The sequence below is a fragment of the Paenibacillus sp. GP183 genome (assembly GCF_900104695.1).
In the GTDB taxonomy this organism is placed as follows: Bacteria; Bacillota; Bacilli; order Paenibacillales; family NBRC-103111; genus Paenibacillus_AI.
In genome coordinates this window covers 1,264,057-1,289,897 of record NZ_FNSW01000001.1, presented here as the reverse complement: position 1 = coordinate 1,289,897, position 25,841 = coordinate 1,264,057, and the positions used below count along the sequence as shown (strand labels likewise).

Genomic DNA, 25,841 nt, shown 5'->3' with positions numbered 1-25,841 from the left:
TAGTTTAAGGAAAGGCGGAATTCAGCGTGGTTGAGAACATGATTGAGCAGATGCTGCGTACGATGGCTGGCAAGGGGCTACGGATTACTGAACAGCGCAGAACAATGGCGCGGCTGTTTGCTGAGGCACCTGGCTATTTAACGGCAAAGGAAGTCTACGAGGGGCTTGAAGCAAAGCACAGCGGGCTAAGCTTTGATACCGTATACCGCAATTTGCGGGTACTGGATGATTTGGGCGTGGTAGAGCAGTTTCATTTTGAGGATGGAATCAAATTCCGGATCGGCTGCTTTACCAATAATCACAGCCATCATCACCACCATTTAATCTGCTTATCCTGCGACCACATTTATCCGCTCGAATTTTGCCCGATGCCTTATGTTGCAGAAATTCCAAATCATTTCCAAGTGGTCAAGCACAAGTTTGAAATTTTCGGATACTGCAATCAATGTGTGTAACATGGGGTTTGGACATCAACTGCAAACAAGCCTATACGGAGGTCATAATTAGATGGAGACAATCCCGGTATTTGTTCTTTCAGGTTTTTTGGGAAGCGGAAAAACAACATTGTTAACGAACATGCTGAAGTATTATTTGCAGCAGAACAAAAAGCCGGCAGTCATAATGAATGAAATTGGCGATGTAAATTTAGAAGGATTATTAATTGATGATAATGTACCTATGGCAGAGATGCTTAACGGATGCATTTGCTGTACGATACGAGAAGATTTAAGCAAGAGTCTGCTTGCGATTGTAAGAAATGAACAGCCAGATGTCATCATCATCGAATCGACCGGTATAGCTAACCCGTTAGAGCTGATTGAGGGAATAACGAACACCTCGCTTATTGTGGAGATTGATTTACGGCTTGTCATAACGGTGGTCTCGGCGCCACATTTTCTTAATGCGTCTCGTGGGAAGAAAGGTAAGACAACCCGATTGATGGATGAACAAATCCGTTGTGCAGACCTGATATTGCTCAATAAAATCGATTTAATTGAGGAAAAAGATCTCCATGAGGTTAACACCCGTCTCCGGGAGCTTAATTCCAAAGCAAGAATCGAGGAGACCATGCGCTGCAATGTGGAAATAGATTCTCTGCTTCAAATGACTAGCCATACAGAGATGAAAAAGGTTCTTCAAGATCAACCCAACGATGGACAGCAGCATCATACCCATAACCATGTGATGGTCCATACTCATTATTTTAACAAACCTATCGATCATAAGAAATTTGAAAAACTCTTCGGTCAATTACCTTCAGAAGTGTACCGCGCCAAAGGGATTCTCCAGTTTACCAAAAGTGAAGATCGCTTTTTATTCCAGTACGCTTATCGGGAAATGGAGATTGTCAAACTGAATGCACAGCAGGAGGTTCAAACTGTCGCAGTTTTTATCGGTGAGCATTTTGATAAGCAACAAGTGGATCAGGTCATTCGAGAACTGGAGGGTTAAAAACGGGAACGGGCAGTTGTTGCTGATTGAATGGGATATAACCGTATCCTTGACTCCAGAACCGTGATGATGCACTATAGAAATTATAGTATTATAAGCGGAGGAATACAGACATGCAGCATACGGCTACTGTTGAACAAATCATCAAGTCCATGGCAAACAAAGGCTGGCGAGTGACTGAACAGCGCAAAACGATGGCGGCTTTATTCGCAGAAGCGAATGGATACTTGTCGCCGAAAGATGTTTATGAACATATGCGGCAAATATATCCCGGTGTCAGCTTCGACACCATATACCGGAATCTCCGTTTGCTAAGCGAAATGGGCGTGTTCGAGCAGTTTTATTTCAATGACGGGCTCAAATTTCGGGCGAGCTGCCTGGCTCATCACCACCACCATCTGATTTGTATGAAATGTGAAAAAACGATCACGTTCGACTATTGTCCGATGCCTAATATGTCGGAGCTTCCGGGCAATTATGAGGTGATGCATCACCGCTTTGAGGTTTACGGATATTGTCCCGAATGCACATTGGAGCGCCGGGAGAACGTACAGCAGCAAATGAATGCAGACTATTGACACAGCTATTATTAACCGGGCTAATGCCCGGATTAAAATAAATTAAAAATCGTAATTATTACATTTAAATCAGGAGGTTCTATGAATCAACAATCCATGAATAAAATTCCCGTTACGGTCCTTAGCGGTTATTTGGGAGCAGGCAAGACGACGATCTTAAATCACGTGCTTAACAATCGGCAAGGGCTGAAGGTAGCCGTTATCGTCAACGACTTAAACGAAGTCAACATTGACGCGGATTTGATTCGCGATGGTGCAGGACTTTCTCGTACGGATGAGAAGCTGGTGGAAATGTCCAATGGCTGCATTTGTTGTACCCTGCGGGAAGATTTGCTGCGGGAAGTGGAACGGCTTACGAAGGAAGGACGCTTCGATTATGTGCTGATCGAATCAACTGGTGTCGGGGAGCCTGTTCCCGTAGCTCAAACGTTCACCTATATCGATGAGGAGCAGGGCATCGACCTGTCACAATATTGTCGGTTGGACTGCATGGTCACGGTCGTAGATGCTAATCGGTTTTGGCATGATTATGCTTCCGGTGAAAGCCTGCTTGATCGTCAGCAGGCTGTGGGAAGCGATGATACACGCGATGTTGTCGATCTGCTGATCAGTCAAATCGAATTCTGCGATGTGCTTATCCTGAATAAGTGCGATAGAGTCGAGCTGGAAGAGTTGAATGAGCTGGAGCAAGTGCTTCGCAAGCTGCAGCCGAGGGCCAGGGTGATTCGTTCGGAATATGGGGATATTGATCCTTCGGAGATTTTGAATACGGGGCGATTCGATTTCGAAGAAGCCAGTCAATCGGCGGGATGGATCCAAGAGATGGAGAAAGGACATCACACGCCTGAAACAGAGGAATATGGGATTTCCTCCTTCGTTTATGAACGTAAGCGGCCTTTTCATCCGGAGCGACTGATGGCGTGGATGGAGGATTGGCCGGCTGAAATCGTTCGCGCCAAAGGAACCGTCTGGCTGGCCAGCCGGGATGATATGGCCCAGAGCTTCAGCCAGGCAGGACCGTCGATCCAATTCGGCCCAGCCGGTTACTGGGTAGCTGCTTTGCCAGAGGAGGAAAAGCAGCAAACGCTCCTTGACGACCCCGAAATTGCGGTCGATTGGGATCCCCAATATGGTGATCGTGTTAATAAAATCGTCTTTATTGGAATCGACATGAACCGGCAGCAAATCATTGAATCGCTCGATGCCTGCCTGCTGACGGAGGAAGAAATGAAGCTGGATGCAATGGCGTTTGAAGACCGGTTTCCGAATATGCCATCAGCGGAACTTGTGGCTGTAGATTAAACGGATATATGAAAAAAATAAAAGAGAAAAGAGCAGATGCGTGATTAGCCATCTGCTCTTTTCTTGCATTTTTACCACAATAGAGGTTTATCTCATTCCGCGGTTCCGGGTGAAGTTAAAGGAGCGGGGGATGAATCTTTCGCCTGCATCTTTTCCCGCATCGTGTACCAGCCTAAAGCAGTGAAATAAAAGATACCTTCCAGCGCGGTAATAAAGAAGCTGACCGGCGCATTCAAATAATAGCCGAGAATTAAACCAAGCCAAACGCCTAATACCGCAAACCCTGCAGAGAATAAGATCATCTTGGCTACCGATTGAGATAAGTAGCGTGCCGAGGCGGCTGGGATGGTCATTAGTGTAAATAACAGAAGGGCCCCGACAATTTGTACGGCCTCGGCTACCGCTATGGATAAGAGCAGCAGAAAGCCTACGGAGATAAATCGAACGGGGAGCCCGGCTGCCTGCGCGCCGAGTGGATCGAAGGAATCGAACTTCAGCATCCGATAGCCGGCACCAAGCAGAAGCAGTACGATAAAGGAAAGTAACACGAGCTCCCAAACATCCTGCGTGCTGATGCCGACAACGCTGCCGAAGAGCAGGGAGAACATCGTACTAGCTTGCTTGGTGGACAATGACAAAAATAGAAGTCCTAAACCTAAAAATATGCTCAACACGACACTGATGGATACATCCCTGCGGAAAACCTTGATGCCCATTCGACCCACCGCGAGAGCGCTGGATACCGTGAACAGCAAAAGCCCGACCAATGGATGCCATCCCATGTAGACCGCAAACGATGCTCCGGAAAACCCGATGTGCGAGAAGGTGTGCGCGATGAAAGACAAATTTCGGGCAATGACGAAGACGCCGATGACACCACACATGATGGCGACAATGGTCCCGGCCGCGAATGCATGCCGCATGAAATCGTATTGTAGCATTGATGAAACCTCCTTGAATTACCGCTCGTTACAGTGCCTCGCCATGATAACAAATAGGCGCTACGGCATCTTTGCCTGAAGAAACGACAAGCAGTTTAGAATCGACCTTCATTACTTCCACCGTGCTTCCGTACAACCGGCTTAGCACATCCGTCTGCATCACTTCTTCTACAGTGCCTTCCGCGTATTGCCCGCGAGTTATATATAAAATACGGTCAGCGTATCTGGCGATTAAGTTAATATCGTGACTTATAAACAGGACGGAAACATTCCGCTCTCGACAAATTCTGTCTACGACCGAGGCCATTTGCTCCTGAGCTCCAGGATCCAGATTGGAGGTAGGTTCGTCCAATAGCAAAATTTGTGGATTCCTTACCAGCGCCTGAGCTAAATAAATACGCTGTCTCTCTCCACCCGACAATTTGCCGACAGGCTGTTTGGCCAAATGAACGGAATCCGTAAGACGAAGTGCTTCCGAGATCGTCTGACGATCCTTCGTAGTCGACCAGAATCTGTACCGATGGGGAAGACCCAAACTAATAAAGTCTTCAGCTGTCATCGGAATTTCCGGATCGACTTGTCGAGATTGAGGAACATATCCGATAACAGAGGCTCGATTTACCGGATTATGGTTCTCATCCTGAAACGACATCGAACCGCGAGAGGGCTCCAGCATGCCTAACAGAACTCGGAACAATGTCGTTTTCCCCGCGCCGTTCGGTCCGATAATCCCCATAAACTGCCCAGGCTTGATCGAGAACGAAATATGATTCAGAATCGATTTGCCATTCAAATGAACACTGATATCTTGTACCGCTAATTCACAGCCCATAATCAAAACCTTCCTTCCCGAGCATTCCATGAATCGGATTGCTTCTTATTATATCATGATGCTTGACAAAAAAAGAACTCTCTCATTAAGAGAGAAGTTCCGACAACCTATAGTATAACCATGCTTATTTATTTGACGCCAAGCGCGTTCTTGATCTCTGTTAACTGATCCGTCATCCATTGCAAGTAGTTCTTGCCTTTAGGTTCCGTTTCCGTAACATGAACGATAGGGATTTGGTTGGCTCCGGCTAAATCGACCATGGTTTTCACAGTCGGGCTGTTGACCTGCGTATTTTGTATAAACATCTTCACTTTTTTCCCCTTGAGAACATCTTGCAAGGCCGCGACATCGCCGGGGGCAGGATCTGTTTCTTCCTCAATCGCCAATGCAAATTTCTCATTAACTGTATTCAGATTTAGAGCTGTAGACATGTATCCGAAAACAGGTTCGGATACCGCAACATCCGTTGGAGAAGCTTGCTTCAGCTTTTTGACCAAATCTGTAAGTGGAGCCAAGCTGGTTTTGTAGTCTTGCGCGCGTTTTTTGAAGGCATCCATCTGTGTTGAGTCGATTTTGCCCAATTGTTCGGCTAGTGCGTCCGCCAGCTTGGGCATGGACTCGGGAATGTACCAGACATGAGGGTTATCTCCGTCTTTTTTGCCTAAGAGCTCGCCGAGGTTAATGACCTTTTTGGAAGCGGAGCTTGCTTTGAGCAGCTTTTCAATCCATACATCGTAGCCGACTCCTACATAGATGACCACCTGTGCGTCGCTAACAGCTTTAGATGTATCCGTGGTAGCCTCGTAAGCATGGGGATCCATATCAGGACTTGTAATTACGGAGGTTACCTCTACACGATCTCCGCCAACTGCGGTTGCCACTTCTCCCAGAAAGTTTTCCGCGGCAACAATTTTAATTTTACCAGCGGGTGCGCTTGTCGTATCTTTTGCTTTCGTAGCCGTAGAGCTGCAGCCTGATAATAATAGGGCAGTTGAAATTACTGCGGTTAAAGAGATTAATGAAAATTTGTAGCGAAAACTTGACATGTAGATCTTTTCCTCCCCGACTAGTAACACAGTTATCTGAACCATCATTTCGTAATAATTACTAACATAAGTAATAGTAATATTTATCAATAAATCTGTCAAGGTAGTAATTATTATGATTAAGATTAACAAAAAAGGATACAGAATCTTTTCTCTGAAGAAAAGTTCCATATCCTAATCTTGACATTAAGCTTATTATTTTAAACTACATGCTCATTTCGCCTCTGTCATAATTAAATTGCCATTCAATGCCGAACTTATCTTTTAGACTGCCGTAGCATTTGCTCCAGAAGGTTTCTTGAAGTTCCATGCCAATAGTGCCGCCTTCTTTCAGTTTGTGAAATAAATATTTAATTTCTTCTATGTTCTTACTGATGTAAGAGAGGCTTATGTTGTTTCCTGCAACAAACGGCATTCCCGGGAAAACATCGGAAAACATCACATTGCTTCCATCAATGTTAAGCCGTGTGTGCATGACTAAATGTTTGGCTTCTTCTGGAAGAGGATATTCCGGGCTAGGCGGCGTTTCTCCAAAGGTCATAATTTGCGGTTGTTCTGTGCCAAAAACCTTTGCGTAAAACTCTACCGCCTCACGACAGTTTCCATTAAAATTGATATAAACATCTACAGACATTTTCTTCACTCCTCAACGGTTAATTGATAAGTACTACTTTACTATATCACTTACCGTAAAAAAACAAAAAGTTAACGTTTTATGGATTACCCAGTCATCGGTGGACCTGCAGGGTGTGCATGATTATTTTTCTTCTTGCCCGGAGTTCATCCCCTCGTTTAATGCCGTTGCTTCTTTACTTCCACCTACAGCATGTTGTTGTTTAGTATTCGAACTTTCAATCGCAGCATTGGTGCCACCGGCGCTGAAAGATCCGCCAGCGCCCGCAACCTGAGTGGCTGCCGTTGGAGTTGTGCTGTTTTCGGTTACATGCATCTGATTATTAAGGACAATCACAATTTCTTCTTCCTTTTTCCATTTTCTGCGCTTTATGTGACGTTCAGTTTGCTTGCGGCTCATACCGGTGTTTCTGGCTTGTCCGTCAGCTCCGACGCTCTGCTGCTGCTGTGTATTGGAGGAATCAATAGCGGCATTATTTCCAGCTGCACCGCTTTGACCAGCACCGCTTGCGATTTGAGTCGTATTGGCTGCATTGCTGAACTGGTTGTTCATGACGACCACAATTTTCAATTTTTTGGGCATAGGATATCGAATGGAAGTTATCTTTCCGTCTATGACGACACGCAGGGTTAGTCTTGCTTTCTTGCGCCTTATTCTCCTCATTATTCACACTCCTGCATTAATTTATAGATGATATACAGGGTATGTATGTGGAGTTTATACGAAACGGACAAACACCTATCAGGGAAGAGGAGCTGCAAAATAGAGGATTAAGCTACTTCAATTACATATGAAGTTATTTCTTTAATTTTTGCATTTTTGGCTGCAGAGCTAAAAATATATACGTCACAGAAAGCATAACTTTTTTTATTTTCAAATGTTAAAATCCCGTTAGCAGAGCCAGTATTACCGTGTGTAATGATGTTGCTGATATATAATTCTATTGCTGTACTATTCCTCATTTGTTTCAGCGTATCGGCAAAAGTATCTTTTCCTTCGATCCGTTTATCCCCGACGATATTCCATAAGACATTGTCCGTAATATTCTCGATAATAAAGCCTATATCGTTTTTAGCAAAAGCTATATTGAATTCCCTTAGCAATTCTTTTTTTGGTGCATTTCCGCAATCTTCAGCAGAAATAATTTTTAGGTCTCCGTATTCGGATTTAGCATGATCCATAAATTATCTCTCCTTTAATTTGCATGGTAAATGGGGTGATCCCAGGGTCAGTTCAGACCTTTTGAGACCACCCCTGACCGCCTTAACGCGGGTTTTATCTACAACGTTCATTAAATAGATTTAGCAGCTAGCTCCATGAACTTAGCTAAAGCATATTCGTCCAAAGCTTGCCCTTTTTTGATTTTGAGCTGCATGCGGTCGGGGTAATCTGAAACATTATGCAAGCTTTCCGGTATTTCCAGATTTCCGGCATTGAAAATCGTTAACGTGACCCAGGTTTTCGCAGCGAAAAACGTACAGACTACTTTACCGTTCTTTGTATAATTAGGCGTTGTCATTTTTATCTGTTCTTTTACGTCCGGAACGGATTGATGGATAACCTTGCGAATAAGCTCACAAACCTCGACTTGCCATTCTTGCTCAATCTTTTGGATGTATTCTGTGACGTCTTGATTAAAGTTATGTTCGGCCAATTTAATTCCTCCTATTCAATGTTCCGAGTCACATTAATCCGTTTGGTCATTGTCTTGTGGTTTCTTTTCCTTGAGTTGCAGCCGCTTTATATATTGGTCAAACCGATCGAACCTTTCCTCTTTTAGAAGGCGAAATGACTCCAGCCAAGAACCAAGCTCTGCGAAAGGCTGAAGCCGCAGCCTATAGATCCGGCGATTGGCAACCGGCTGTACCTCAGCGAGCCCGGCATCACTCAGTACACGTAGATGCTTGGAAGTTTGAGGGTGATTGAGCTCAAGCCGATCAGCAATTTCCCCCGCTGTGAGAGGGCCGTCACGTAAAAGCTCGACAATGTGCAATCGGTTGGGCTCAGCGAGCGCGTTCAAAGTTGTTAAATTCATGATTTGAGCTCCCCTCGTTTCAAATTACTCCCTTTCGATTTTTTTTTGTCAAGGAATATTTGGCATTGCATGATGATGCGGTCGCTATGCTTCCTACCGAGTTTGCCTAGTTGTCTGCTATCAAGGACTTCAAATGCTCGGCGAACCGTTCAATCGAAGCTGCCGCTCCTGCTTCCGCCCCGGAAGCCAATGCACCTTGGAGAGCCTCTGATGTCGGAAATTCCGTTTTGCTTGTGAGTTTCGTCTTACCGCCGGGATGTTCAACGAACGTATCCGTGACGACCGCTTCGTGGATCGAATAGGGTTCAACGTCAAAGATTTGTGTGTAAACCATCAGCTCCGGCTCAACGACTTCCCGATACACACCCTTGAACGGCAATTCTGCTCCGTCAGGAGTAAGCTGAACAAAGCGATAGCTGCCGCCAACTCGAAGATCAATTTCGCAAACATGCAGTTTCATTTCTTGATAGCCCCACCAAAGCGCAACGTGCTCCGGTTGGCTCCAAGCCTCCCAGACGATTTCACGAGGAGCGTCGAAGGTGCGCTCTACGACGAGACTCAGGTCCTCTATATATGTTGCGGTGTCTTTTTTTGCGTTATTATTTGTCATTGTCAATCACTCCCATATCATGAATTTTATCTTACTTGAATGTTTGTGCTGCCCTGGATACTTCAAACCTTCACCTATTGCGAATCAAGGACCTCCTCTCCAAATGAATTGAAACACCCTTTACTTAGAATTGATGATTGCCTTAATTAGAATATACTATGAAACGAATATACATGTAAAGGAAATTACGTGTAGAGGAAAATAAAGTTCTGTCCCATTGAACCTGGCTTCATTTTGACTGAACGAGAAATTTAATGCAGCAATTAGGGATGTTTTGAAAACGAACAGCGGAACATTTGGCCTGCTTTGCCGATGTCGATGCAAACTCAGGTGAGGGCTTTGGGAAATGTCCTGAAATACAAACAATGCCCTTCCGAGCTTCTATTGGGAAGCGAAAAGGGCAGAAATGTTTTGATTTTCAATTTATCGATCTTCTTACTGGGAACACCTAGTGCTTACCCACATGCTAGGTGTATTGCAGGGACAGGGAATAGACGATCCCTCTCAATTGATGCCCCATCAGCTTCCTCCAAGCGCCTCGTCCCCCGCATTCGTCGCCGGCATCATATATTTGAAGGCCAGCTTCAAAAGAGGAGGAACCGCGAAGTAGATGAACCAGGTTCGAAATAGTTGATAGCAGCTTACGATCGCGATATCGGCGTGGATCTCCTTGGCCATGATCCCCATCTGATCCATGCCACCGGGCACCATGCTCAGGAAAGCTGTCGCCGCTGTGACGCCGTGCATGCGGCTAAGCAGCACGCTTAAACACAGAGAGCCCAAGATCAGGACGGCGCCGCTAATAATCGCCAGGCCAGTGATTCTAAATTTGTTCGTCAGGGTCTCCGGGCGAAGCAATAAACCGACGTACGTTCCGATCAGCATTTGCGAAACGTCCAGAAGTCCGGATGGAAGGGCAGGCCCGATCACCCCGGACAGATGAAGAACGGCGGTCGCGATCATCGGCCCGAGCAGATATGCGGAAGGAAACCGGATTTTCTTGGCCAGCAGAGCGGATACCACGCAGACGACGGCGAACAGCAGAATGTTGGGAAACAGGTCTCCCCATTGGGCGTGCGCTGCTTCGATTCCCGCGACTTCTGATCGGGTGCCTCCGAACAGCGGACTGAAGATGAGAAGCGGAACGCAGAAAATAATCATAATGAGACGAGACGCCTGGAGGAACGTCATGACCGTCAGATCGATTCCTTTGGTATCCTCCGCAAGGATAACCATCTGCGACAATCCGCCAGGAATACTCCCCATCAACACCGTCGGCAGCGGCAGGCCCGACAGCTTCGAGAAGCAGAAACTTATCAGTGTGCTGAACAGCAGCAGGAGAACCGTCATCATGATCATGGTCGGCAATTGCTGTCCCATCTCATTCAGCGTAGTCTTCGTGAACGACAAGCCAATGGAATAACCGATGATGATCAACGCCGTATCCCGCATGTAGCTGGGCCATAGCGGCTTGACCTTCTTCAGTACCCGCGCTCCAAGCAAGGCAAAAACCATCGGACCAAGGAGCCAGGGCAGGGGAGAATGAATAACCGTGAAAAGCGTTCCTCCCGCAAGTGCCAAAATGAGGGTGACAACGAAACGGATCATGACGGGTCAGCCAACGCGGCAATACGTTTGTTAACGCCGCCTTGAATTTTTCCGCCGTGAAAGCAGATAACGTTCTCGATGTCGAAGTCATTGAATTTCTTCAACGATTTCAAAGCTTTCTCCATATCAGGCGTATTGGAAGGCCTAGGTCCCTTTAATTCGCCATTCTCGGCAACCATAGCGTCACCGGCAATCAGCGTCTTGCTCGGCTGATGGAACAAGCTGACATGGCCGGGCGTATGTCCCGGGGTGTGAATAACAGTAAGGCCTCCAGCAAAAGGTAGTGTTTCCCCGTCCGTGATCGTTTGGTCCACGTTAGGGTGTGACGGATGGAGAAAAGTCTCTTCGAATTGGCTTCGCGCTTCTTCCGGAAGCTGTTGAAGGATTGCGGCCAGTCTTTCCGTAGTCATCTTGAGCAACGGCTGTGAACCGTTAATTGCGCCTTTGTCGTCTTCATGGGCGAACACGATCGGAGCTTCATCTCCATCCGCCAGAAATGCGGGCAAGCCGCCAATGTGGTCGATATCCTGGTGCGTCAGAATAATCGAACGCAGCGGGATATCCCCAATCCCGACTTGCTTCACCAATTCCAGAATAGCCGGAGCGGAGCCAGGCATGCCGGTGTCAATCAACACCAAGGAATCCTTGTCGTACAGGATCGTCGGATGAATCGTCATGGGACCCAAATTTAATTCCAACATTTCAATGCCTTCTGCAATTCGCATTTGATTGCCGATGCCTGACCTTATGAAATAGCTTAAGGCAGGGTAACGGCCACCTCCTTTGACGAATGAATAATAAAACATATTGGATCATTATAAAACTCGTCAGTTTTTACGTCAATGAGAAAAGAAGCGCCTCAATGATGGATTTGTGCACGGGTTTGAAACCCAATCATGAACTCGCTGGGTCACCAACGGATATGCTTGAATACATAGCACCCGACAAATCAAATACAAGACCGGAATAAGCACTCCTTAATTCGCGGAAAGCCAGGAATTAGAATCGCTATTGAGAAAGGGCTGCCGCATGGGGCTGTTGACAATGTGGGCTAGGGAATCAATTTTCCTTATTCCACTTTGTTTTTGCCCTTATTTACGTGTGAATTCGGAGGCTGACCTCTCGAATCATACCACTTTTACATAACGCTTTATGTTTAAAGCCAATGCAGAAAGAAGGCAGTGTTCGGTGGCGCTCTGAATGCCCTTCTTGTATGTAAACGTTAGGTTATGGCATCTTTTCATCGTTCCAAAGCTACCCTCACACCAGACACGCCTTGCTTTTTGAACATCGCGATATACGTTCGTTTGTGTTCGGGCTACCTTTCGTTCTCTTGCTTCTTGAAATAACGGGCGTTCAATCTTCTTTTGACCCCCTGTCTTACCGAAGCAGCTAGAGCGTAATGGACATTGCTTACAGTCCTTTCTCTGCGAGGCATAAATTTTACTGGAACTTTGCCTTTCCGTTTTCCATTTAAGGTGTGAGAATCGCAGGATTTTTCCCTCTGGACACGTATATGTATCGCTTTTACTGTCATAATTAAAGCCCGATTTATGTAAATGATTATCATCAGAATTTATCGGCGCTATGTATCCTTTGATCTCAAGTTGTTCTAATGTGTGGTGCACAGGAGAGCGATCGTAACCTTTATCTGCTCCAACCTTTTGGATTCGTAAATTAAACTTGTGTTGTTGTTCCCTTAATCGTGCGGTGAATGGTTCGTGGTCATTAATGTTTGCTGGCGTAACATGAATATCCGTTATGATTCCATGTTTCACATCAATGCTGGTATGAGCCAAATAGTGAAATCCCTTAGGTTTGTTAGGTCTGCTCAGTAGTCCTGCTTCAGGATCGGTTTTACTCTGTGTTACCTCTTTTTCAGACGGTTCTTCTTTTCGTTTTCTCCCGCCCTTTTTCTTGTTGGGGTCATTATCCCATTCAGATTCAATTCGACGGGCTTCTTGCTCTAACTCCTTTAAATATTCCGTAGGCTTTTTCTCAACTACGATTTTTTCTGTTTTGCCAATGGATGCATGAGCCTTTATGTGAGTAGAGTCTACAACAATAACTTCTCCAGTCACGATTTCTTTTGTCATACATTCTGAAACAATATGGTCAAAGATATCCTGGAATACCTGGCTATTTTTAAACCTCCTGCGACGGTTCTGACTTAGCGTAGAGTGGTCTGGAACGGATTCAGCCAGATCTAAGCCAAGAAACCAACGATAAGCAAGATTAACAATGATCTCTTGCTCTAATTTTCTTTCTGAAGGTATTCCAAACAAGTAACCAATGAGCAGCATCTTCATTAGGAGGACAGGGTCAATGGATTTACACCCCATGGGTGAGTAAAGGTGTTGTACTTTCTCATAAATGAAAGAGAAGTCAAGTTTATTTCGGATATCCCGTAGCAGGTGATCTTGTGGTACTAGATCATCTAGGCTTACATACATGAATTGGTTTTGTTTATCTTTATCCACGCCCATCATAGCGCAACCATCCAAAGAAAAAGACCGTATAGAAACTAATTCTACACGGCCCTCAATAACCCTATTTAATTAGCTAGTTTGTCAACAGCCCCGAATGACTGCCCTTTCTCCGTTAACGTGCAGATAGTTATAAATCAGTGTACAAGTAAGACTTTACGCCATGGCCCACAAATGCTTTCCAAATGATGAGGTTATAGGGATAAGTCCAATCAATCTCGTATTTCCCAAACATCTCGTGAAGCCGGTTATTATTGAAGAGGATAGAGCCCTTTTGATCAAAAGCAACTCCGTCTACCCATAGCATTCGGTCGTCAGACACAATATCTTGAAATGTATTGCTAGAAGGTGTATAAATGCCTATTCCCTTTCCTTCCAGCATGGTGTAAAAGACATTTCCTTTATTATCCGCATGCATTCCATCGGTGGTCGTACGCTTGCTGCCAATGGCACGTACTACCTTGCGGATTTCTTCTAATGGCGTATTAAAGTTTCTTAACAGCATAGTATCAATTGCATATAGATTGCGCCCGGTGACCTGACAGTAATACAATGTGGAACGATCCGCGGATAAGGCGATGCCATCAGCTCCGATTCGAAGAGGGTTATCCTTGTAAACCGGCTTATAGTCAATTTGAAAATGAAAATCGGGAAAGTCCTGTGTACTGAAATGCCGATCGAGCACCCGTCTGAGAGTTCTCGTCCTCATATTGTACACAATGATTCCGCCGTCAAGAGGGTGATCCGGTGAGCCGCAACCGGAATCGGTAATATAGACAAAACCGTTCTTATTGTCCACGACCAAATCATTTAAAAAAGAAGTCCGATACGGCGCAATTTCATTTGGAATGATGATGCAGTCGATCATCCGGTTGGTATTCAAATCCCAGACGATCAGCTTCTGCGACCCTTCCGGAGAGGGAGCGTAGGCGATCTTCCCTTGATCGAGCAGCCACATCCGGTTAAATTCATCGATTTCATAACCAAGGACCGATTGGAGAACATTGACATTACCCGCTTGATTCCATTCCCAACTCGGAAAAGCATCCAAGAGTGGTTTTCCATTTTTGATCACAATTCGATTCATGGTGGAAGGAATGCCCTCGGCCCAGCGGGGCACTGAAACGTAATAATGGCCTTGCTGGTCGACCTTTACTCCGGCAGGCATCGCCTTTTTCCAATATTGATTGGTTTCAAAATCCAGCTTCATGCTTAAATCAGGAAAGTCCCAATCCAATCGATTCCAATGGAAGATCATTTGATATTGGCCTATTTGATTGACTTCTGTTGAAACGGGATTCGTCAGCTGGTAAAACGCTTGTCGATAAGGGTACTGTTGACGGGGATTCTGCCAATTAGGGTACTGCATCATATATAGCCTCCCACTGTTGGTTAATCACGATAGATCACCTGATCTTATAGATATATGCCTATAGCGGAAGATGGTGTAGGTATATTTTGCGGCAATAGCACCATACTAATGCTGTCATCCTAAATGGAAAAGAGTGGTGTCAAAGGTGAAATGGTTGATTTTTTCCAGCTTTCTCATCCTCGGTGTAATAGCCATCCTCAGTCTCTTTCTCTTACGCAGGCATCTGCATCCGATCATGATCATATACGGCATTTTTATTGCCACCATTCTAAACGATCAGTTTTTCACTATCTTCGGTTTTAATCTCCAACTGTTCAAACCCGCACCTGGCTGGATTCCATATATCGTAAAAACTCTTTACTTTGTGGCGCTCTGTCCTACACAGACGTTATGGCTTATGTTCATCCTGTTTTGGCAGTCTGTCCCTTCAGCGCTCAAGTGGCTAGCTTTGCTGGTTTTCACGGCATTCCACGGTTTGGTCGACTATTCGCTCGTGTTTGCCGGGTATGTACAACTGATAAATTGGAACCCAGGTTTTTCATTCATCCGTAACTTGGTAGATGCCAGTATCGTTTATTTAATATTGGCAGCGACCCGCAAACTGCTGCGCAGGCGGGGGGCGACCGCATGATCCTTTATCCACCCGTCCGTTTCGATTTGAACGAATGGTTCGTCATAGCAGCCACTGTGCTCGGTTGGTCGATCTATCTATTGATTAGGAACCGCTTTTCTTTGATCGTAGTGATCGGCTTGTGGCTGTTCAACTTCTATTTGGGGCAAACGGTCGATTTTGCAATCGCGCTGTCGCCACCCATCGATCTGTATGACATCAATGACCTTCCACAATACGAATGGTTTGACCTTTTCTTGTACTGTTTTACGTACCTGCCCGTATCGCTTCTCGTCGTCCGGGTATATGTATGGTTACGGCCGAGAGGCTGGCGTCTCGCTGCCTATTTGCTCGCCGTCGCCTTGGTGACAACCGGTTTGGAGGCCGTGGCTTGGATGTGCCATGTGTACCATTATAAAGGCTGGTCGCTTTATTACTCGTTTCTCTTTTATCTCGTCTCTAACGCTATGAACGTCACCTTTTACCGGCTGATCATCCGTTTGCTTCCTCAGGAGAGACATCACGAAATGCCATAGAGCGGCTCAGCTCCTGTAAGGCATTCAACTAACTGATATAGTGGAGGAGCTTGCTTCGTGTAACTCCTTTTTTTTGTGGCAGAGTTACGCAACAACTTATGATCATTTTATGTATAATTTAAATAAGATCTTGGTCTAAATGGAGATGATACGATGAATATTCTGATTACTGGCGCAAGCGGATTTATCGGAAAGAAATTGGTCAATCGCTTGGCAAGCCAGCATACTGTCATTTGTTTGTCACGGCATCCCTTTAGTGAAGATGCAACGTTCGTCCGAGGATCGTTTGATCGTTTTGAAGATTTGCGCGGATTGGATCCTTACGAGATCCATGCGGTCATTCACTTGGCTGCCGTTACCGGAGGTTGCTCCGAAGAGGACGGACTTGCCGTCAATGTACTTGGTACGAGAAGGCTTTACCGGTATTTGCTTAATCGTGGATGCAAAAAATTCGTGACGGCCAGCTCAATTGCAGCAGTAGGCAGCCTGGACGATGATTTTATTCCGCTTGAGCTGCCGATGCAAGCTGATCATCCTTGTCTGGCAACAGATGCGTATGGGCTCAGCAAAGCAATGGTGGAGGAATTGACCCGTTATTTTCATCGCCAAAATTCGGACACGGATTTTATCAATTTACGCTTCGGTGCCGTAGCTGATGAGGATTGGATACCGCCTTTGGTCGAAAAGGATACCAAGATGTCTGTTCCTTTTATCGTCTTAGGGCATGTGTATGCAAGCGATGTCGTTGAGGGAATGGTGAGGGTAGTAGAGGCGCCAATGAAATCTGGCGTAAGAAACTTTAATTTAGTAGGTCCGGATATTAGCAGTCATATACCTGCATTGGAAATTCTTACATCCATTCTAGGAGATCATTACGTTTTGGATTATTATAAGATTCCTGGCAATGAATATAAGCCATTGTATGCGATGGATCCTTTTATAGCGGAATATGGCTACGAGCCTCTTCGATCGACACGTCGTTTCTCATAAAATTAATCACTTCTAATCTTGACACTTGTTTAGCGGTAATCATTCCACGAAAAGGAAGGAGAAATATCATTGAAAAAGGAACAAATGGATCGAATTCATACGGGAAAGGGCTTTATCGCAGCGTTGGACCAAAGTGGCGGAAGTACTCCAAAGGCACTATTGCAGTACGGTATTCAGGAAAAGAGCTATTCCAATGACGAAGAGATGCTTGGTTTGGTTCATGAAATGAGAAAGCGAATAATCACGAGTCCGGCGTTTGATTCGGAATATATTTTGGGTGCTATCTTATTTGAAAACACCATGGATCGTACAATTGAGAGTCAATTTACCGCCGATTATCTTTGGGAGAAGAAAGGGATTGTGCCTTTTTTAAAAATCGATAAAGGGCTCGCCGAGCTTGAGAATGGCGTTCAACTCATGAAGCCTATTCCCGATTTGAACGGCCTATTAAAGCAGGCGAATGAAAAAAATATTTTTGGGACAAAAATGCGTTCGGTTATTAAAGAAGCCAACCCGGAAGGAATTAGAAAAGTAGTTGAGCAGCAATTCGATCTTGGCAAACAAATCCTGTCGATGGGGCTCGTTCCGATTATTGAACCTGAAGTAGATATCCATAGCACGAACAAGGAGAAATCGGAAAAAATATTAAAGGATGAGATTTTTAAGCAATTATCCGCCCTTGATAAAGACTCAAAAGTAATGCTCAAACTTTCAATACCGACTAAAGATAATTTTTATAGCGATTTTATCGATGATTCGCATGTTATAAGGGTTGTTGCTCTGTCGGGCGGATACGATCAAAAGGAAGCAAATGAAAAACTAGCCCATAATAACGGCTTAATTGCAAGCTTTTCGCGTGCCCTATCGGAGGGGTTAACTGCCCAGCAAACAGACGAAGAATTCAACACTATGCTATCCCATTCAATTAAGTCAATTTATAATGCATCCATCACCTGATCCTTTCTAACTCGTTTCGCTTGTTTCATCCTCTCAAACATAGAACACGCCAATTGAGGCGTGTTTTTTTATCGTTGGTGGGTGAGTAGGCCTACTCTTATCTATTGGGTGGACAGAACATTCCTGCTCGTAAGAGCTACTTTTGGTCAAATAACCGGGTTGACAGATGATGAAATGCAGGTTAAGATGATTTTATATTTAGTAAATTACTAAATTAGTAAATAAGTAAATCAGTAAAATAAAAGTGGAGTGTGTGAAAAAATGAAAATACCAACAACTTTAAAACATAAGCCTGTTGTCGTGTCGGAAAACTATGAGCAGGTTGACGGCCGATACGCCCGGAACACGGATGCGAAAGGTCTGTCCCTGGGATTGGCTCAGTGGAATGATAGGGGAAAGGTCGATATCTCAGCCAAAGTATGGCGATACACAGGGGAGAAATGGTCCCGTCAATCAGAAGAGTTGCCGATGCACCGCGTACTTGACCTTGCCATTTTGATTTGCAGAAGCAGTTTATTTTTTCAGGATTCATATCGTTTCCCGAAGCTTTATGATCCTGATAACACAATGATTGATCGTATTGGGCTGCAAGGGGATGCAATGACAGTATCCGTTTGTGCAGAAAATCCCATGATTGATTATGACATTAAGCTGTTCGCCCAGGCTCTTAGTGATGATAGCGAAATGATTGGAGAACGACTTCGTGTATTATCCCGTTTATTAAAAGAAATGGGGTATTAAAAAGGTTTATTTGTGATTGTTGTAGTCATTTATAGGCCTCGAAAGGAGAGAAATACATGGACAAGAACAAGCGTAGGGAGCTGCTGGAGGAATACAAGCAGCTTAAGACTTACATGGGTGCAATACAAATAACAAACAAAGCCAACGGCAAAATTTATGTAGATAGCTATCCCAATCTGAAAAACAAATGGGTGAACCTTCAGGGCCAACTGGACATGGGCAGGTTTGCTAATTCCCAGATGCAAAAGGACTGGAAGGAACTGGGGGCCGAAGCTTTCAAATATGAGGTGCTAGAGGAGAAAGAAGCTGACGGAGTTACCGACGTGCGCTGGGAGGTTAAGCAAATGGAAAAGCGGTGGCTGGAGAAATTGCAGCCTTACGGAGACAAAGGATATAATAAGCCACCGATGAAATAGTATTAAGAATACGGCGATAAAGCCCGTATTTGCTCCAACACACCATTGGTGAGATGTTCGTGTGAATCATTAAATAAGCAATGAACAGCATTTAACAAGCAAGATTAAACCCTTTCGAATTTAGGGCATAATCATGCTTTTTTTTTGAATATCAGGGATACTCATCCCGGTTTACAAAAGTGTTTGCAGCCCAACCGATATGTCGGTTTTCCAGGAATGAAATGAAATCCTTTGGACGAAATCTCCGAAAATGTTATGATATGATTCGTATCCCAATTCTATGAATGTAGTGACGCTTTATTTTATTATGATTTATTATATTCACGAGGAGGAATAATATTGTTCATTGATATGACCTTGAATTTTCTTGATAAAGAACTTGAAAAAAATCAACTGGCGCTAAGTCGAATTTCTGATAAAGCCTTATGGAAAAAACTCAGGGAGGGGACTAATAGTGTAGGGAATTTATGTCTTCATTTAGCAGGCAACGAATACCACAATATAGTTAGCAGTATAGGCGGCTATCCTTATGTGCGGGAGCGTTCCGCTGAATTTTTGGCTGAGGGAGGTTACACATGCAGGGAACTTTCTGAGTATTTGTCAGCCGTGAGGGAAAAGTCTCGTGAAGTGCTTATTGCTCTCTCAGAAGATGATCTCGAGCGTGAAATAAATATTAGTTATCCGCCTGGAGCAGGGATCAACTCCTATTCCCGGCCAATGATGGAGCTGTTGTATCATGTCACAGTACACTATGCCTATCATACGGGGCAAATTGTGTATCTCACACGACTAAATCAGGAGGGAAATGAGAATCTACTTAAATGGAGTCATTAATATTCAATATATGATTAACATGAGCAGGAGATTCGATTTTTTTTGTCGAAATATAATAGAATTTTGTTTTATTGCAACCTAGAAAAATATTGGAGGGTATAACTGAATGAAAAAGGCATCACTCTTGGCAATAACTGCAATTCTATGTGTAACCACTGCTCTGGCTGGCTGTGGTCAAAAGGCAACACCAACACCTGCCGCAGGGAACTCAGCGGAGCCTGTAAAATCAGAACCGGTTTCTGTTGAAATCGGAATGCTTAAGCTTACCAGCTCTGCCCCGTTATTTATCGGGATCGAGAAAGGATTTTTCAAGGAACAGAATATTGACGCGAAAGCCAAATGGTTTGATGCAGCACAGCCAATAGCTGTAGCAACCGCAGGCGGAAGTGTGGATGTAGGCGCAACAGGTATTACAGCAAGTCTTTACAATATGGTGGCTGGTGGTCAAAAGCTCCTTATTGTTGCGGATAAAGGCAGGGAGCAAAAGGGCTATTCATCTACAGCCTTGATGGTGCATAAAGATTCGCCTATCAAATCGATAGAGGAATTGAAAGGAAAGAAAATCGGAATTACACAGACCGGTTCCACTTATCATTACATGATTGGACGACTGCTTGATAAACACGGTTTGTCGCTCAAGGATATTGAATTGGTACCTCTGAACAGCATTTCCGGATTAATGGAATCTCTCAAAAGCAAACAGGTAGATGCGGTTATGCTTAATGAACCTAACCTTACCGCTGTTGTGAAGGCTGGCTATGGTAAGGTCGTGGCGCAGGTAGGCGACGAGATGGAATACCAAACATCCGGCGTGTTTTTCTCGCCGAAGCTTGCAAGCAATAAAGATGCTGCCGTACGCTTTTTAGAGGCTTATGCCAAAGCCACACGGTATTACTACGATGCGGCATTAACGCAAAAAGATGGTAAAGTCGTTCCTGGAGCTAACTACGACGAAGTGGTTAAAATTATTGCCAAATATACGGGTCAGCCAGAAGAAAATGTGAAGCAGGGACTCCCTTATATGGACCGCGACGGTAAGCTTTTGGCGAATGATATCAAGACACAGGTGGACTGGTATGCCAAAGAGAAGCTGATTGACAAAGCTATCGATACCAAGGGAATCGTTAACACTGATTTGTTGGATCAAGCATTGAAAAAGCTGGGGAAATAACGTTATGAGAATCGTAGTGAATAAAGTGGAGAAACACTTCGTTGATTCAAAGAAACGGGATGTTACCGCTCTCCAAAACATCAACTTTACAATTGAAGAGCAGGAGTTTGTAGTGCTGGTTGGTCCCAGCGGCTGCGGGAAGTCCACACTTTTAAATATTGTCGGTGGTCTGCTGACGCCTTCCAGCGGGGAGGTTTACTTCGAAGGATTATCCTCCGAAAAACCGCCTCGGCTCGGCATCGTTTTTCAGGAAATCGCACTTTTCCCATGGCGTACTGTCTACGAAAATGTCGTGTTCGGTCTGGAAGAACAGGGAGCAAGCAAGAAAGAGCAGAGGGATAAAGGCAAACATTTTATTGATATGGTAGGGCTCACCGGTTTTGAATCAGCCTATCCGAAGCAGTTGTCGGGAGGGATGCGCCAACGTGCTGGTATAGCCAGAGCGCTTGCAGTTGAACCCGATTTACTGTTGATGGATGAACCATTCTCGGCTCTGGATGCACAGACGCGAACTCTGATGCAAGAAGAATTGCTTTCCATTTGGAACCGCACACGGCTAAGTACTTTATATGTAACTCACAATATTCAGGAAGCGGTTTACTTGGCTGACCGGGTGATAGTGCTATCTCGTCATCCCGGTCAAATCAAAGAAATCATTCAAATCGATCTTCCTAAGACCGGTAGAGATCATGAGCAGTATAGGGCTGCTTCCGAGCGTTATGCCAATGAGATCTGGCAGCTTATCCGGCATGATGCACAAGAAGCACTGAAGGAGGGATAGATAATGAGTCCATCATCAAAAGAAGATTTAACCGCAGCGTCTATCCACTCTTCGGTGCAAGGACAGAAACGGCATATCATACGCAATCGTGTGTCCTTCTTGGAACAGAAGATACCAGGCTACGCTTCTGTGATCGGTATTGTAGGTATACTGGTCCTTTGGGAATTGATTTGCCAACTTGAGTTAGTACCGCCACTGTTTCTTCCGGCTCCTTCATCCATTCTATTGGCCGGTTGGGATATGCTGATCAGTGGTGAGCTGCACGAAAATGTACTTGCAAGCTTGTACCGGATTATCATAGGATATGCTATCGGCGCTGTATGCGGTATTGTTTTCGGACTTTTGTTAGGTTTTTCACGTTGGGTGGATGCTGTACTTACACCTATCGTATATTCCATTTATCCGATTCCGAAAATTGCACTGCTGCCCTTGATTATTTTGTGGCTTGGTATAGGGGAAACACCAAAGTTTACTATGATTGCGCTTGGTGTATTTTTCCCAGTTGTGATTAATACCTATTCAGGAGTCAAAAATGTTGATCCTATTTGGATTAAAGCAGCGGTCACTTTCGGGTCCAGTCATTTGAACGTCATACGTAAAGTCATACTCCCGGGAGCCCTGCCGATGATTTTTGCTGGACTTAAGCTTGCGGCTGGTACCTCCCTTTTGCTGCTGGTATCTGCAGAAATGATTGCAGCTCAACAAGGCCTTGGCTCCATGATCCTGCACTACGGGAATTTGATGATCACAACAAAGCTTATGGTTGGTGTTCTGATCCTGTCTTTGTTAGGGCTTCTTTTTAATCGGGGACTTCAATGGCTAGAGCGCAAGCTGTTGCCTTGGATATAAGCGATTTGAACTAATAGACAAAAAAGCGCAACCGGAAACTTCAGGGTATGTGCTTTTTTGGTTTGTACATAGACATATTGCTGAATTATTTACTTTGATAGCAAACCGTTTCATAGTGATTTTCTCAACATTTCTTTCAGCATTTCTTCAGCAGACATTCAGCTTATTTTAAGGTTTAAAATACAAGTCCAAGCTTATAATTATCTTTAGAAGCCGGCTCAATAATATGCAGGCAACTCTATAGAGATGAGGGATTGGCTATGACTTACCTATTAAATAATGCTCATTTTATCGTTAATCACATTCCCATTGCGATGCTGATCTTCAGTTTTATTTTCGACTTGTGTGCAGTAATTATTAAGAAGAAAGATTGGCACACTGCTGGATTTCTTTGTTTGATTATCGGTACCCTCGGTGCAATCGCCGCCGTACTTACGGGACCAGATGGACAGCAGGAAACAAGAAATCCGTACTTTCACGATCACCAGCTTTATGCAAATTTGACGATGTATTTGTTTATCATACTGAGCTTGGCCCGTTTGTTTTTCCATTATAGAAAAAAGATAGACATCGGGAAAACACCAATTTACTTAATTATCGCACTCATTGGTGTAGGTTTGGTTACATATACAGGTCATTTAGGCGGTAAAATGGCACATAAGGATGCAAATTTTAGTGGTCCAGGAGGTCAAGGTGGCGGCCCTGGAGGTCAAGGCGGCTTCCCAAGAGGTCAAGGACAAAATGGTGCCCCAGGAGGTCAAGGTCAAGGAAGACCAGGAGGTCAAGGCGGGGCAAACGGGCAAAATGGCGGCGGTAATAACCCGAATAGCAATAATACTAGCAGCAGCCCGACTCCAGCCAAATAGTTTAGTAAAACACCTGCAATCTGGGGACAAAACTCACCTGCGATTAGGGTGGGTTTTTACTTTCTCTTGTTATTATTTTCAATTAACATACGTATTTTGAAATCAAACTAACAAAAGAAGCTAAAAAGATAATCAAACCCAAAAAGAACGTTCCCCATTGTATCGAAATTGTCCCCAAGATTATCCATAAAATTTTCAATATCGTTTTCTTCTCCTGTCTAATTTCCTTATAATCGGAATAAAGACTAGGAAAACTTAAACGCATAAAAATCAACCCCACTAACATTAAAATCAGCAAATCTACAACTACATTTCCCGTTATATTTGTATAAACCGAACTAGAACACACACTAAAGCACTCCAATCACAAATTATGTTCTAATATTTATTATCATGTAGGGGAAGTCGGAATATTCAGTCAGTTCAACACTTCCCATTACCAAACGTATATAAACGATTTTCCTACTTTTGGGCAGAAAGCCTGAAAGTTGTCATCCCTTCTATCGACCTGCTAGCAAATGGCTGGCGGGTTCTTTTATTGTAGTCGCGTCCATGAATGTGCTTGTTTTTGTACAGCATCCCTTTCATATAGCCAAACGAACAAGCCAAATCCCACGCCTGTACATATATCGATAGTAGGTTAAAAATTAAGAGTTTAAGAGGGGTGGATGTGTCACGTGGCAAACGGGTGCAGTTCAAACGCAAATGGTTCTTGTTCGCATGCAGAAGGACTAGAGACAATAGCAAATGGAACAGCGTCCAATTCAGAGGGATATCGTACGACAGCTAATGGTGAAGCATCACATGCGGAAGGCAGCACCAATACAGCGGGGGGGAATGCTTCCCACACCGAAAGATACCTAACCGAGACGACAGCAGACACGGCACATGCAGAGGGTTATGATACAACTGCCAGTGGAGATGCGTCCCACGCTGAAGGTTATCTCACAATGGCTGGCGCTCCTCATGCTCATGCAGAAGGGAACCAGACCAGCGCTACTGCTTTGGATTCTCATAGTGAAGGACAGCTTACGTCAGCCACTAATACTGCTGCTCACGCAGAAGGAATTTCTAGTATCGCAAGTGGTGTTGCTTCCCATGCGGAAGGCTTTAATACAAATGCCAGTGGAACTTCCTCCCATGCGGAAGGCGTCTTAACAACCGCCAGTGGAAGCGTTGGTTCACATGCAGAAGGCGTTGATTCAACTGCGAGTGGATTTGCTTCTCATGCAGAAGGGTTAAGTACAACCGCTAGTGGGGATTCTTCCCACGCCGAAGGGGAGGGTTCAGTCGCTAGTGGGCTACGTTCCCACGCTGAAGGGCAAAGCACAACAGCAAGTGGTGATGCTTCTCATGCGGCAGGTAACAACACAGTTGCAGATTCATTTGTTTCGTATGCCGGAGGAGACAATACCAACACAGGCGGCCAAACTGGTGCTTTCATAATCGGTCAAAATGCTACAGCCGCTTTTCCATTTTCTTTTCATCTTGGCAACGGTCTTGCAATTGGTCCGACACTTAATGCAGTGATTCTTGATAATGCAGGCAATGTCCGTTTTGATGGTGCTTTAATTGGCCCAGCTGGTGCGGATTACGCTGAAATGTTCGAAACCTTGGACGGCAATTCTATTGAAGTTGGCTATCTCGTTACCCTAGAAGGTGGTAAAATCAGAAAAGCGAATGCAGATGATGATTACATTCTAGGGGTTACAAGTGCTACCCCTGCAATGATTGCAGCCAGCGCAGATTTGCGTTGGCACAAACTGTTCATAACGGATGACTGGGGTAGAATTCAATACCATAATGTTGTTGTTCCGGAAAAACGGGATGAAAAAGGGAACATACTATCTCCGGAATACACAAAAACTGAACCCATCTTAAATCCAGAGTACGACAGTTCAAAAGAATATATCTCACGTTTGCTACGACCTGAATGGGTGGCTGTTGGACTCCTTGGACAACTTCTTGTTCGAGATGACGGCACTTGCCTTGTAAATGGATATTGCAAATCCAACGATGAAGGAGTCGCGTCAGAAGCAACTACAGGTTATCGTGTTATGAAACGCACTGGACCTAATCAAATCCAAATTCTGTTCAAATAGATTATCATTCTATCATCCATGGTAATATGATCAATTAAGAGTAGCCGCCAGATATTCGGTTACCCTTTTTTATTTTAACGTGACCCTGTGTG

At 44.6% G+C, this 25,841-nt stretch carries 29 protein-coding genes; 16 read left to right on the top strand and 13 right to left on the bottom strand.

Annotated features, from left to right (window positions below):
* The first annotated feature begins 26 nt into the window (after positions 1-26).
* From BLV33_RS06400 to BLV33_RS06385, 4 genes are all read left to right on the top strand, one after another.
* On the top strand, positions 27-455 hold the full coding sequence (locus BLV33_RS06400) for a Fur family transcriptional regulator (RefSeq protein WP_366414727.1): 429 nt from the start codon (positions 27-29) through the stop codon (positions 453-455).
* Between the two features lie 52 nt (positions 456-507).
* Positions 508-1,452, top strand: coding sequence for a CobW family GTP-binding protein (locus BLV33_RS06395; protein WP_090789328.1), 945 nt, complete (start codon positions 508-510; stop codon positions 1,450-1,452).
* Between the two features lie 113 nt (positions 1,453-1,565).
* Complete coding sequence (locus BLV33_RS06390; RefSeq protein ID WP_139305697.1) at positions 1,566-2,030, top strand: Fur family transcriptional regulator; 465 nt, start codon at positions 1,566-1,568, stop codon at positions 2,028-2,030.
* Between the two features lie 81 nt (positions 2,031-2,111).
* Positions 2,112-3,332 (top strand): GTP-binding protein, encoded by a 1,221-nt coding sequence (locus BLV33_RS06385; RefSeq protein ID WP_090789326.1) that lies wholly within the window; start codon positions 2,112-2,114, stop codon positions 3,330-3,332.
* 92 nt (positions 3,333-3,424) lie between these two features.
* On the opposite strand, the gene BLV33_RS06380 is transcribed toward BLV33_RS06385, so the two are convergent.
* The 13 genes from BLV33_RS06380 to BLV33_RS06320 form a co-directional block, all read right to left on the bottom strand.
* Positions 3,425-4,273: a metal ABC transporter permease gene (locus tag BLV33_RS06380; RefSeq protein ID WP_090789324.1), complete on the bottom strand. Its 849-nt coding sequence runs from the start codon at positions 4,271-4,273 to the stop codon at positions 3,425-3,427.
* Between the two features lie 28 nt (positions 4,274-4,301).
* The gene (locus BLV33_RS06375) at positions 4,302-5,105 is read right to left on the bottom strand and encodes a metal ABC transporter ATP-binding protein (protein WP_171909035.1); all 804 of its coding nucleotides are present in this window, start codon (positions 5,103-5,105) and stop codon (positions 4,302-4,304) included.
* Positions 5,106-5,233: 128 nt separating this feature from the next.
* The gene (locus tag BLV33_RS06370; RefSeq protein WP_171909034.1) at positions 5,234-6,151 is read right to left on the bottom strand and encodes a metal ABC transporter solute-binding protein, Zn/Mn family; all 918 of its coding nucleotides are present in this window, start codon (positions 6,149-6,151) and stop codon (positions 5,234-5,236) included.
* A 205-nt stretch (positions 6,152-6,356) separates the two neighbouring features.
* Positions 6,357-6,785 carry a VOC family protein gene (locus BLV33_RS06365; protein WP_090789320.1) on the bottom strand — a complete coding sequence of 143 codons (429 nt, stop codon included), beginning with the start codon at positions 6,783-6,785 and terminating at the stop codon, positions 6,357-6,359.
* A gap of 123 nt (positions 6,786-6,908) precedes the next feature.
* Positions 6,909-7,448: a hypothetical protein gene (locus tag BLV33_RS06360; RefSeq protein ID WP_090789318.1), complete on the bottom strand. Its 540-nt coding sequence runs from the start codon at positions 7,446-7,448 to the stop codon at positions 6,909-6,911.
* 107 nt (positions 7,449-7,555) lie between these two features.
* Positions 7,556-7,966: a nuclear transport factor 2 family protein gene (locus BLV33_RS06355; protein WP_090789316.1), complete on the bottom strand. Its 411-nt coding sequence runs from the start codon at positions 7,964-7,966 to the stop codon at positions 7,556-7,558.
* Positions 7,967-8,076: 110 nt separating this feature from the next.
* Positions 8,077-8,439, bottom strand: a complete 363-nt coding sequence (locus BLV33_RS06350; RefSeq protein WP_171909033.1) for a DUF1801 domain-containing protein — start codon at positions 8,437-8,439, stop codon at positions 8,077-8,079.
* A 33-nt stretch (positions 8,440-8,472) separates the two neighbouring features.
* Complete coding sequence (locus BLV33_RS06345; RefSeq protein WP_090789312.1) at positions 8,473-8,820, bottom strand: ArsR/SmtB family transcription factor; 348 nt, start codon at positions 8,818-8,820, stop codon at positions 8,473-8,475.
* A gap of 106 nt (positions 8,821-8,926) precedes the next feature.
* On the bottom strand, positions 8,927-9,430 hold the full coding sequence (locus BLV33_RS06340) for an SRPBCC domain-containing protein (RefSeq protein WP_090789310.1): 504 nt from the start codon (positions 9,428-9,430) through the stop codon (positions 8,927-8,929).
* Positions 9,431-9,949: 519 nt separating this feature from the next.
* Positions 9,950-11,038 carry an AbrB family transcriptional regulator gene (locus tag BLV33_RS06335; protein WP_090789308.1) on the bottom strand — a complete coding sequence of 363 codons (1,089 nt, stop codon included), beginning with the start codon at positions 11,036-11,038 and terminating at the stop codon, positions 9,950-9,952.
* The gene (locus tag BLV33_RS06330) at positions 11,035-11,739 is read right to left on the bottom strand and encodes an MBL fold metallo-hydrolase (protein WP_253186989.1); all 705 of its coding nucleotides are present in this window, start codon (positions 11,737-11,739) and stop codon (positions 11,035-11,037) included. The genes BLV33_RS06335 and BLV33_RS06330 overlap by 4 nt, the downstream gene beginning before the upstream one ends.
* A 426-nt stretch (positions 11,740-12,165) precedes the next feature.
* Positions 12,166-13,527 (bottom strand): IS1182 family transposase, encoded by a 1,362-nt coding sequence (locus BLV33_RS06325; RefSeq protein ID WP_090789306.1) that lies wholly within the window; start codon positions 13,525-13,527, stop codon positions 12,166-12,168.
* Between the two features lie 127 nt (positions 13,528-13,654).
* Entirely contained in the window at positions 13,655-14,782 is a 1,128-nt protein-coding gene (locus BLV33_RS06320; RefSeq protein ID WP_090798722.1) for an L-dopachrome tautomerase-related protein, read from the bottom strand.
* A gap of 259 nt (positions 14,783-15,041) precedes the next feature.
* Between BLV33_RS06320 and BLV33_RS06315 the strand changes: the two genes are divergently transcribed.
* The 12 genes from BLV33_RS06315 to BLV33_RS06260 all read left to right on the top strand — a co-directional run bounded on the left by BLV33_RS06315 (position 15,042) and on the right by BLV33_RS06260 (position 25,749).
* Positions 15,042-15,527, top strand: coding sequence for a hypothetical protein (locus BLV33_RS06315; protein WP_139305696.1), 486 nt, complete (start codon positions 15,042-15,044; stop codon positions 15,525-15,527).
* A complete protein-coding gene (locus tag BLV33_RS06310) occupies positions 15,524-16,042 on the top strand; it encodes a hypothetical protein (protein WP_090789302.1) in 519 nt (172 codons plus the stop codon). The genes BLV33_RS06315 and BLV33_RS06310 overlap by 4 nt, the downstream gene beginning before the upstream one ends.
* A 153-nt stretch (positions 16,043-16,195) precedes the next feature.
* Positions 16,196-17,032, top strand: a complete 837-nt coding sequence (locus tag BLV33_RS06305) for an NAD-dependent epimerase/dehydratase family protein (RefSeq protein WP_090789300.1) — start codon at positions 16,196-16,198, stop codon at positions 17,030-17,032.
* Positions 17,033-17,101: 69 nt separating this feature from the next.
* Positions 17,102-17,989: a fructose bisphosphate aldolase gene (locus tag BLV33_RS06300; protein ID WP_090789298.1), complete on the top strand. Its 888-nt coding sequence runs from the start codon at positions 17,102-17,104 to the stop codon at positions 17,987-17,989.
* A 261-nt stretch (positions 17,990-18,250) separates the two neighbouring features.
* Entirely contained in the window at positions 18,251-18,730 is a 480-nt protein-coding gene (locus BLV33_RS06295) for a DUF6530 family protein (RefSeq protein ID WP_090789297.1), read from the top strand.
* A gap of 56 nt (positions 18,731-18,786) precedes the next feature.
* The gene (locus BLV33_RS06290; protein WP_090789295.1) at positions 18,787-19,146 is read left to right on the top strand and encodes a GIY-YIG nuclease family protein; all 360 of its coding nucleotides are present in this window, start codon (positions 18,787-18,789) and stop codon (positions 19,144-19,146) included.
* 339 nt (positions 19,147-19,485) lie between these two features.
* A complete protein-coding gene (locus BLV33_RS06285) occupies positions 19,486-19,980 on the top strand; it encodes a DinB family protein (RefSeq protein WP_090789293.1) in 495 nt (164 codons plus the stop codon).
* Between the two features lie 106 nt (positions 19,981-20,086).
* Complete coding sequence (locus BLV33_RS06280; RefSeq protein ID WP_090789291.1) at positions 20,087-21,151, top strand: ABC transporter substrate-binding protein; 1,065 nt, start codon at positions 20,087-20,089, stop codon at positions 21,149-21,151.
* 4 nt (positions 21,152-21,155) lie between these two features.
* Complete coding sequence (locus BLV33_RS06275; RefSeq protein ID WP_090789289.1) at positions 21,156-21,932, top strand: ABC transporter ATP-binding protein; 777 nt, start codon at positions 21,156-21,158, stop codon at positions 21,930-21,932.
* Between the two features lie 3 nt (positions 21,933-21,935).
* A complete protein-coding gene (locus BLV33_RS06270) occupies positions 21,936-22,781 on the top strand; it encodes an ABC transporter permease (RefSeq protein ID WP_090789286.1) in 846 nt (281 codons plus the stop codon).
* A 260-nt stretch (positions 22,782-23,041) separates the two neighbouring features.
* Positions 23,042-23,647, top strand: coding sequence for a DUF2231 domain-containing protein (locus tag BLV33_RS06265; protein ID WP_090789285.1), 606 nt, complete (start codon positions 23,042-23,044; stop codon positions 23,645-23,647).
* Positions 23,648-24,597: 950 nt separating this feature from the next.
* The gene (locus BLV33_RS06260; RefSeq protein ID WP_253186988.1) at positions 24,598-25,749 is read left to right on the top strand and encodes a peptidase G2 autoproteolytic cleavage domain-containing protein; all 1,152 of its coding nucleotides are present in this window, start codon (positions 24,598-24,600) and stop codon (positions 25,747-25,749) included.
* Positions 25,750-25,841: the final 92 nt, after the last annotated feature.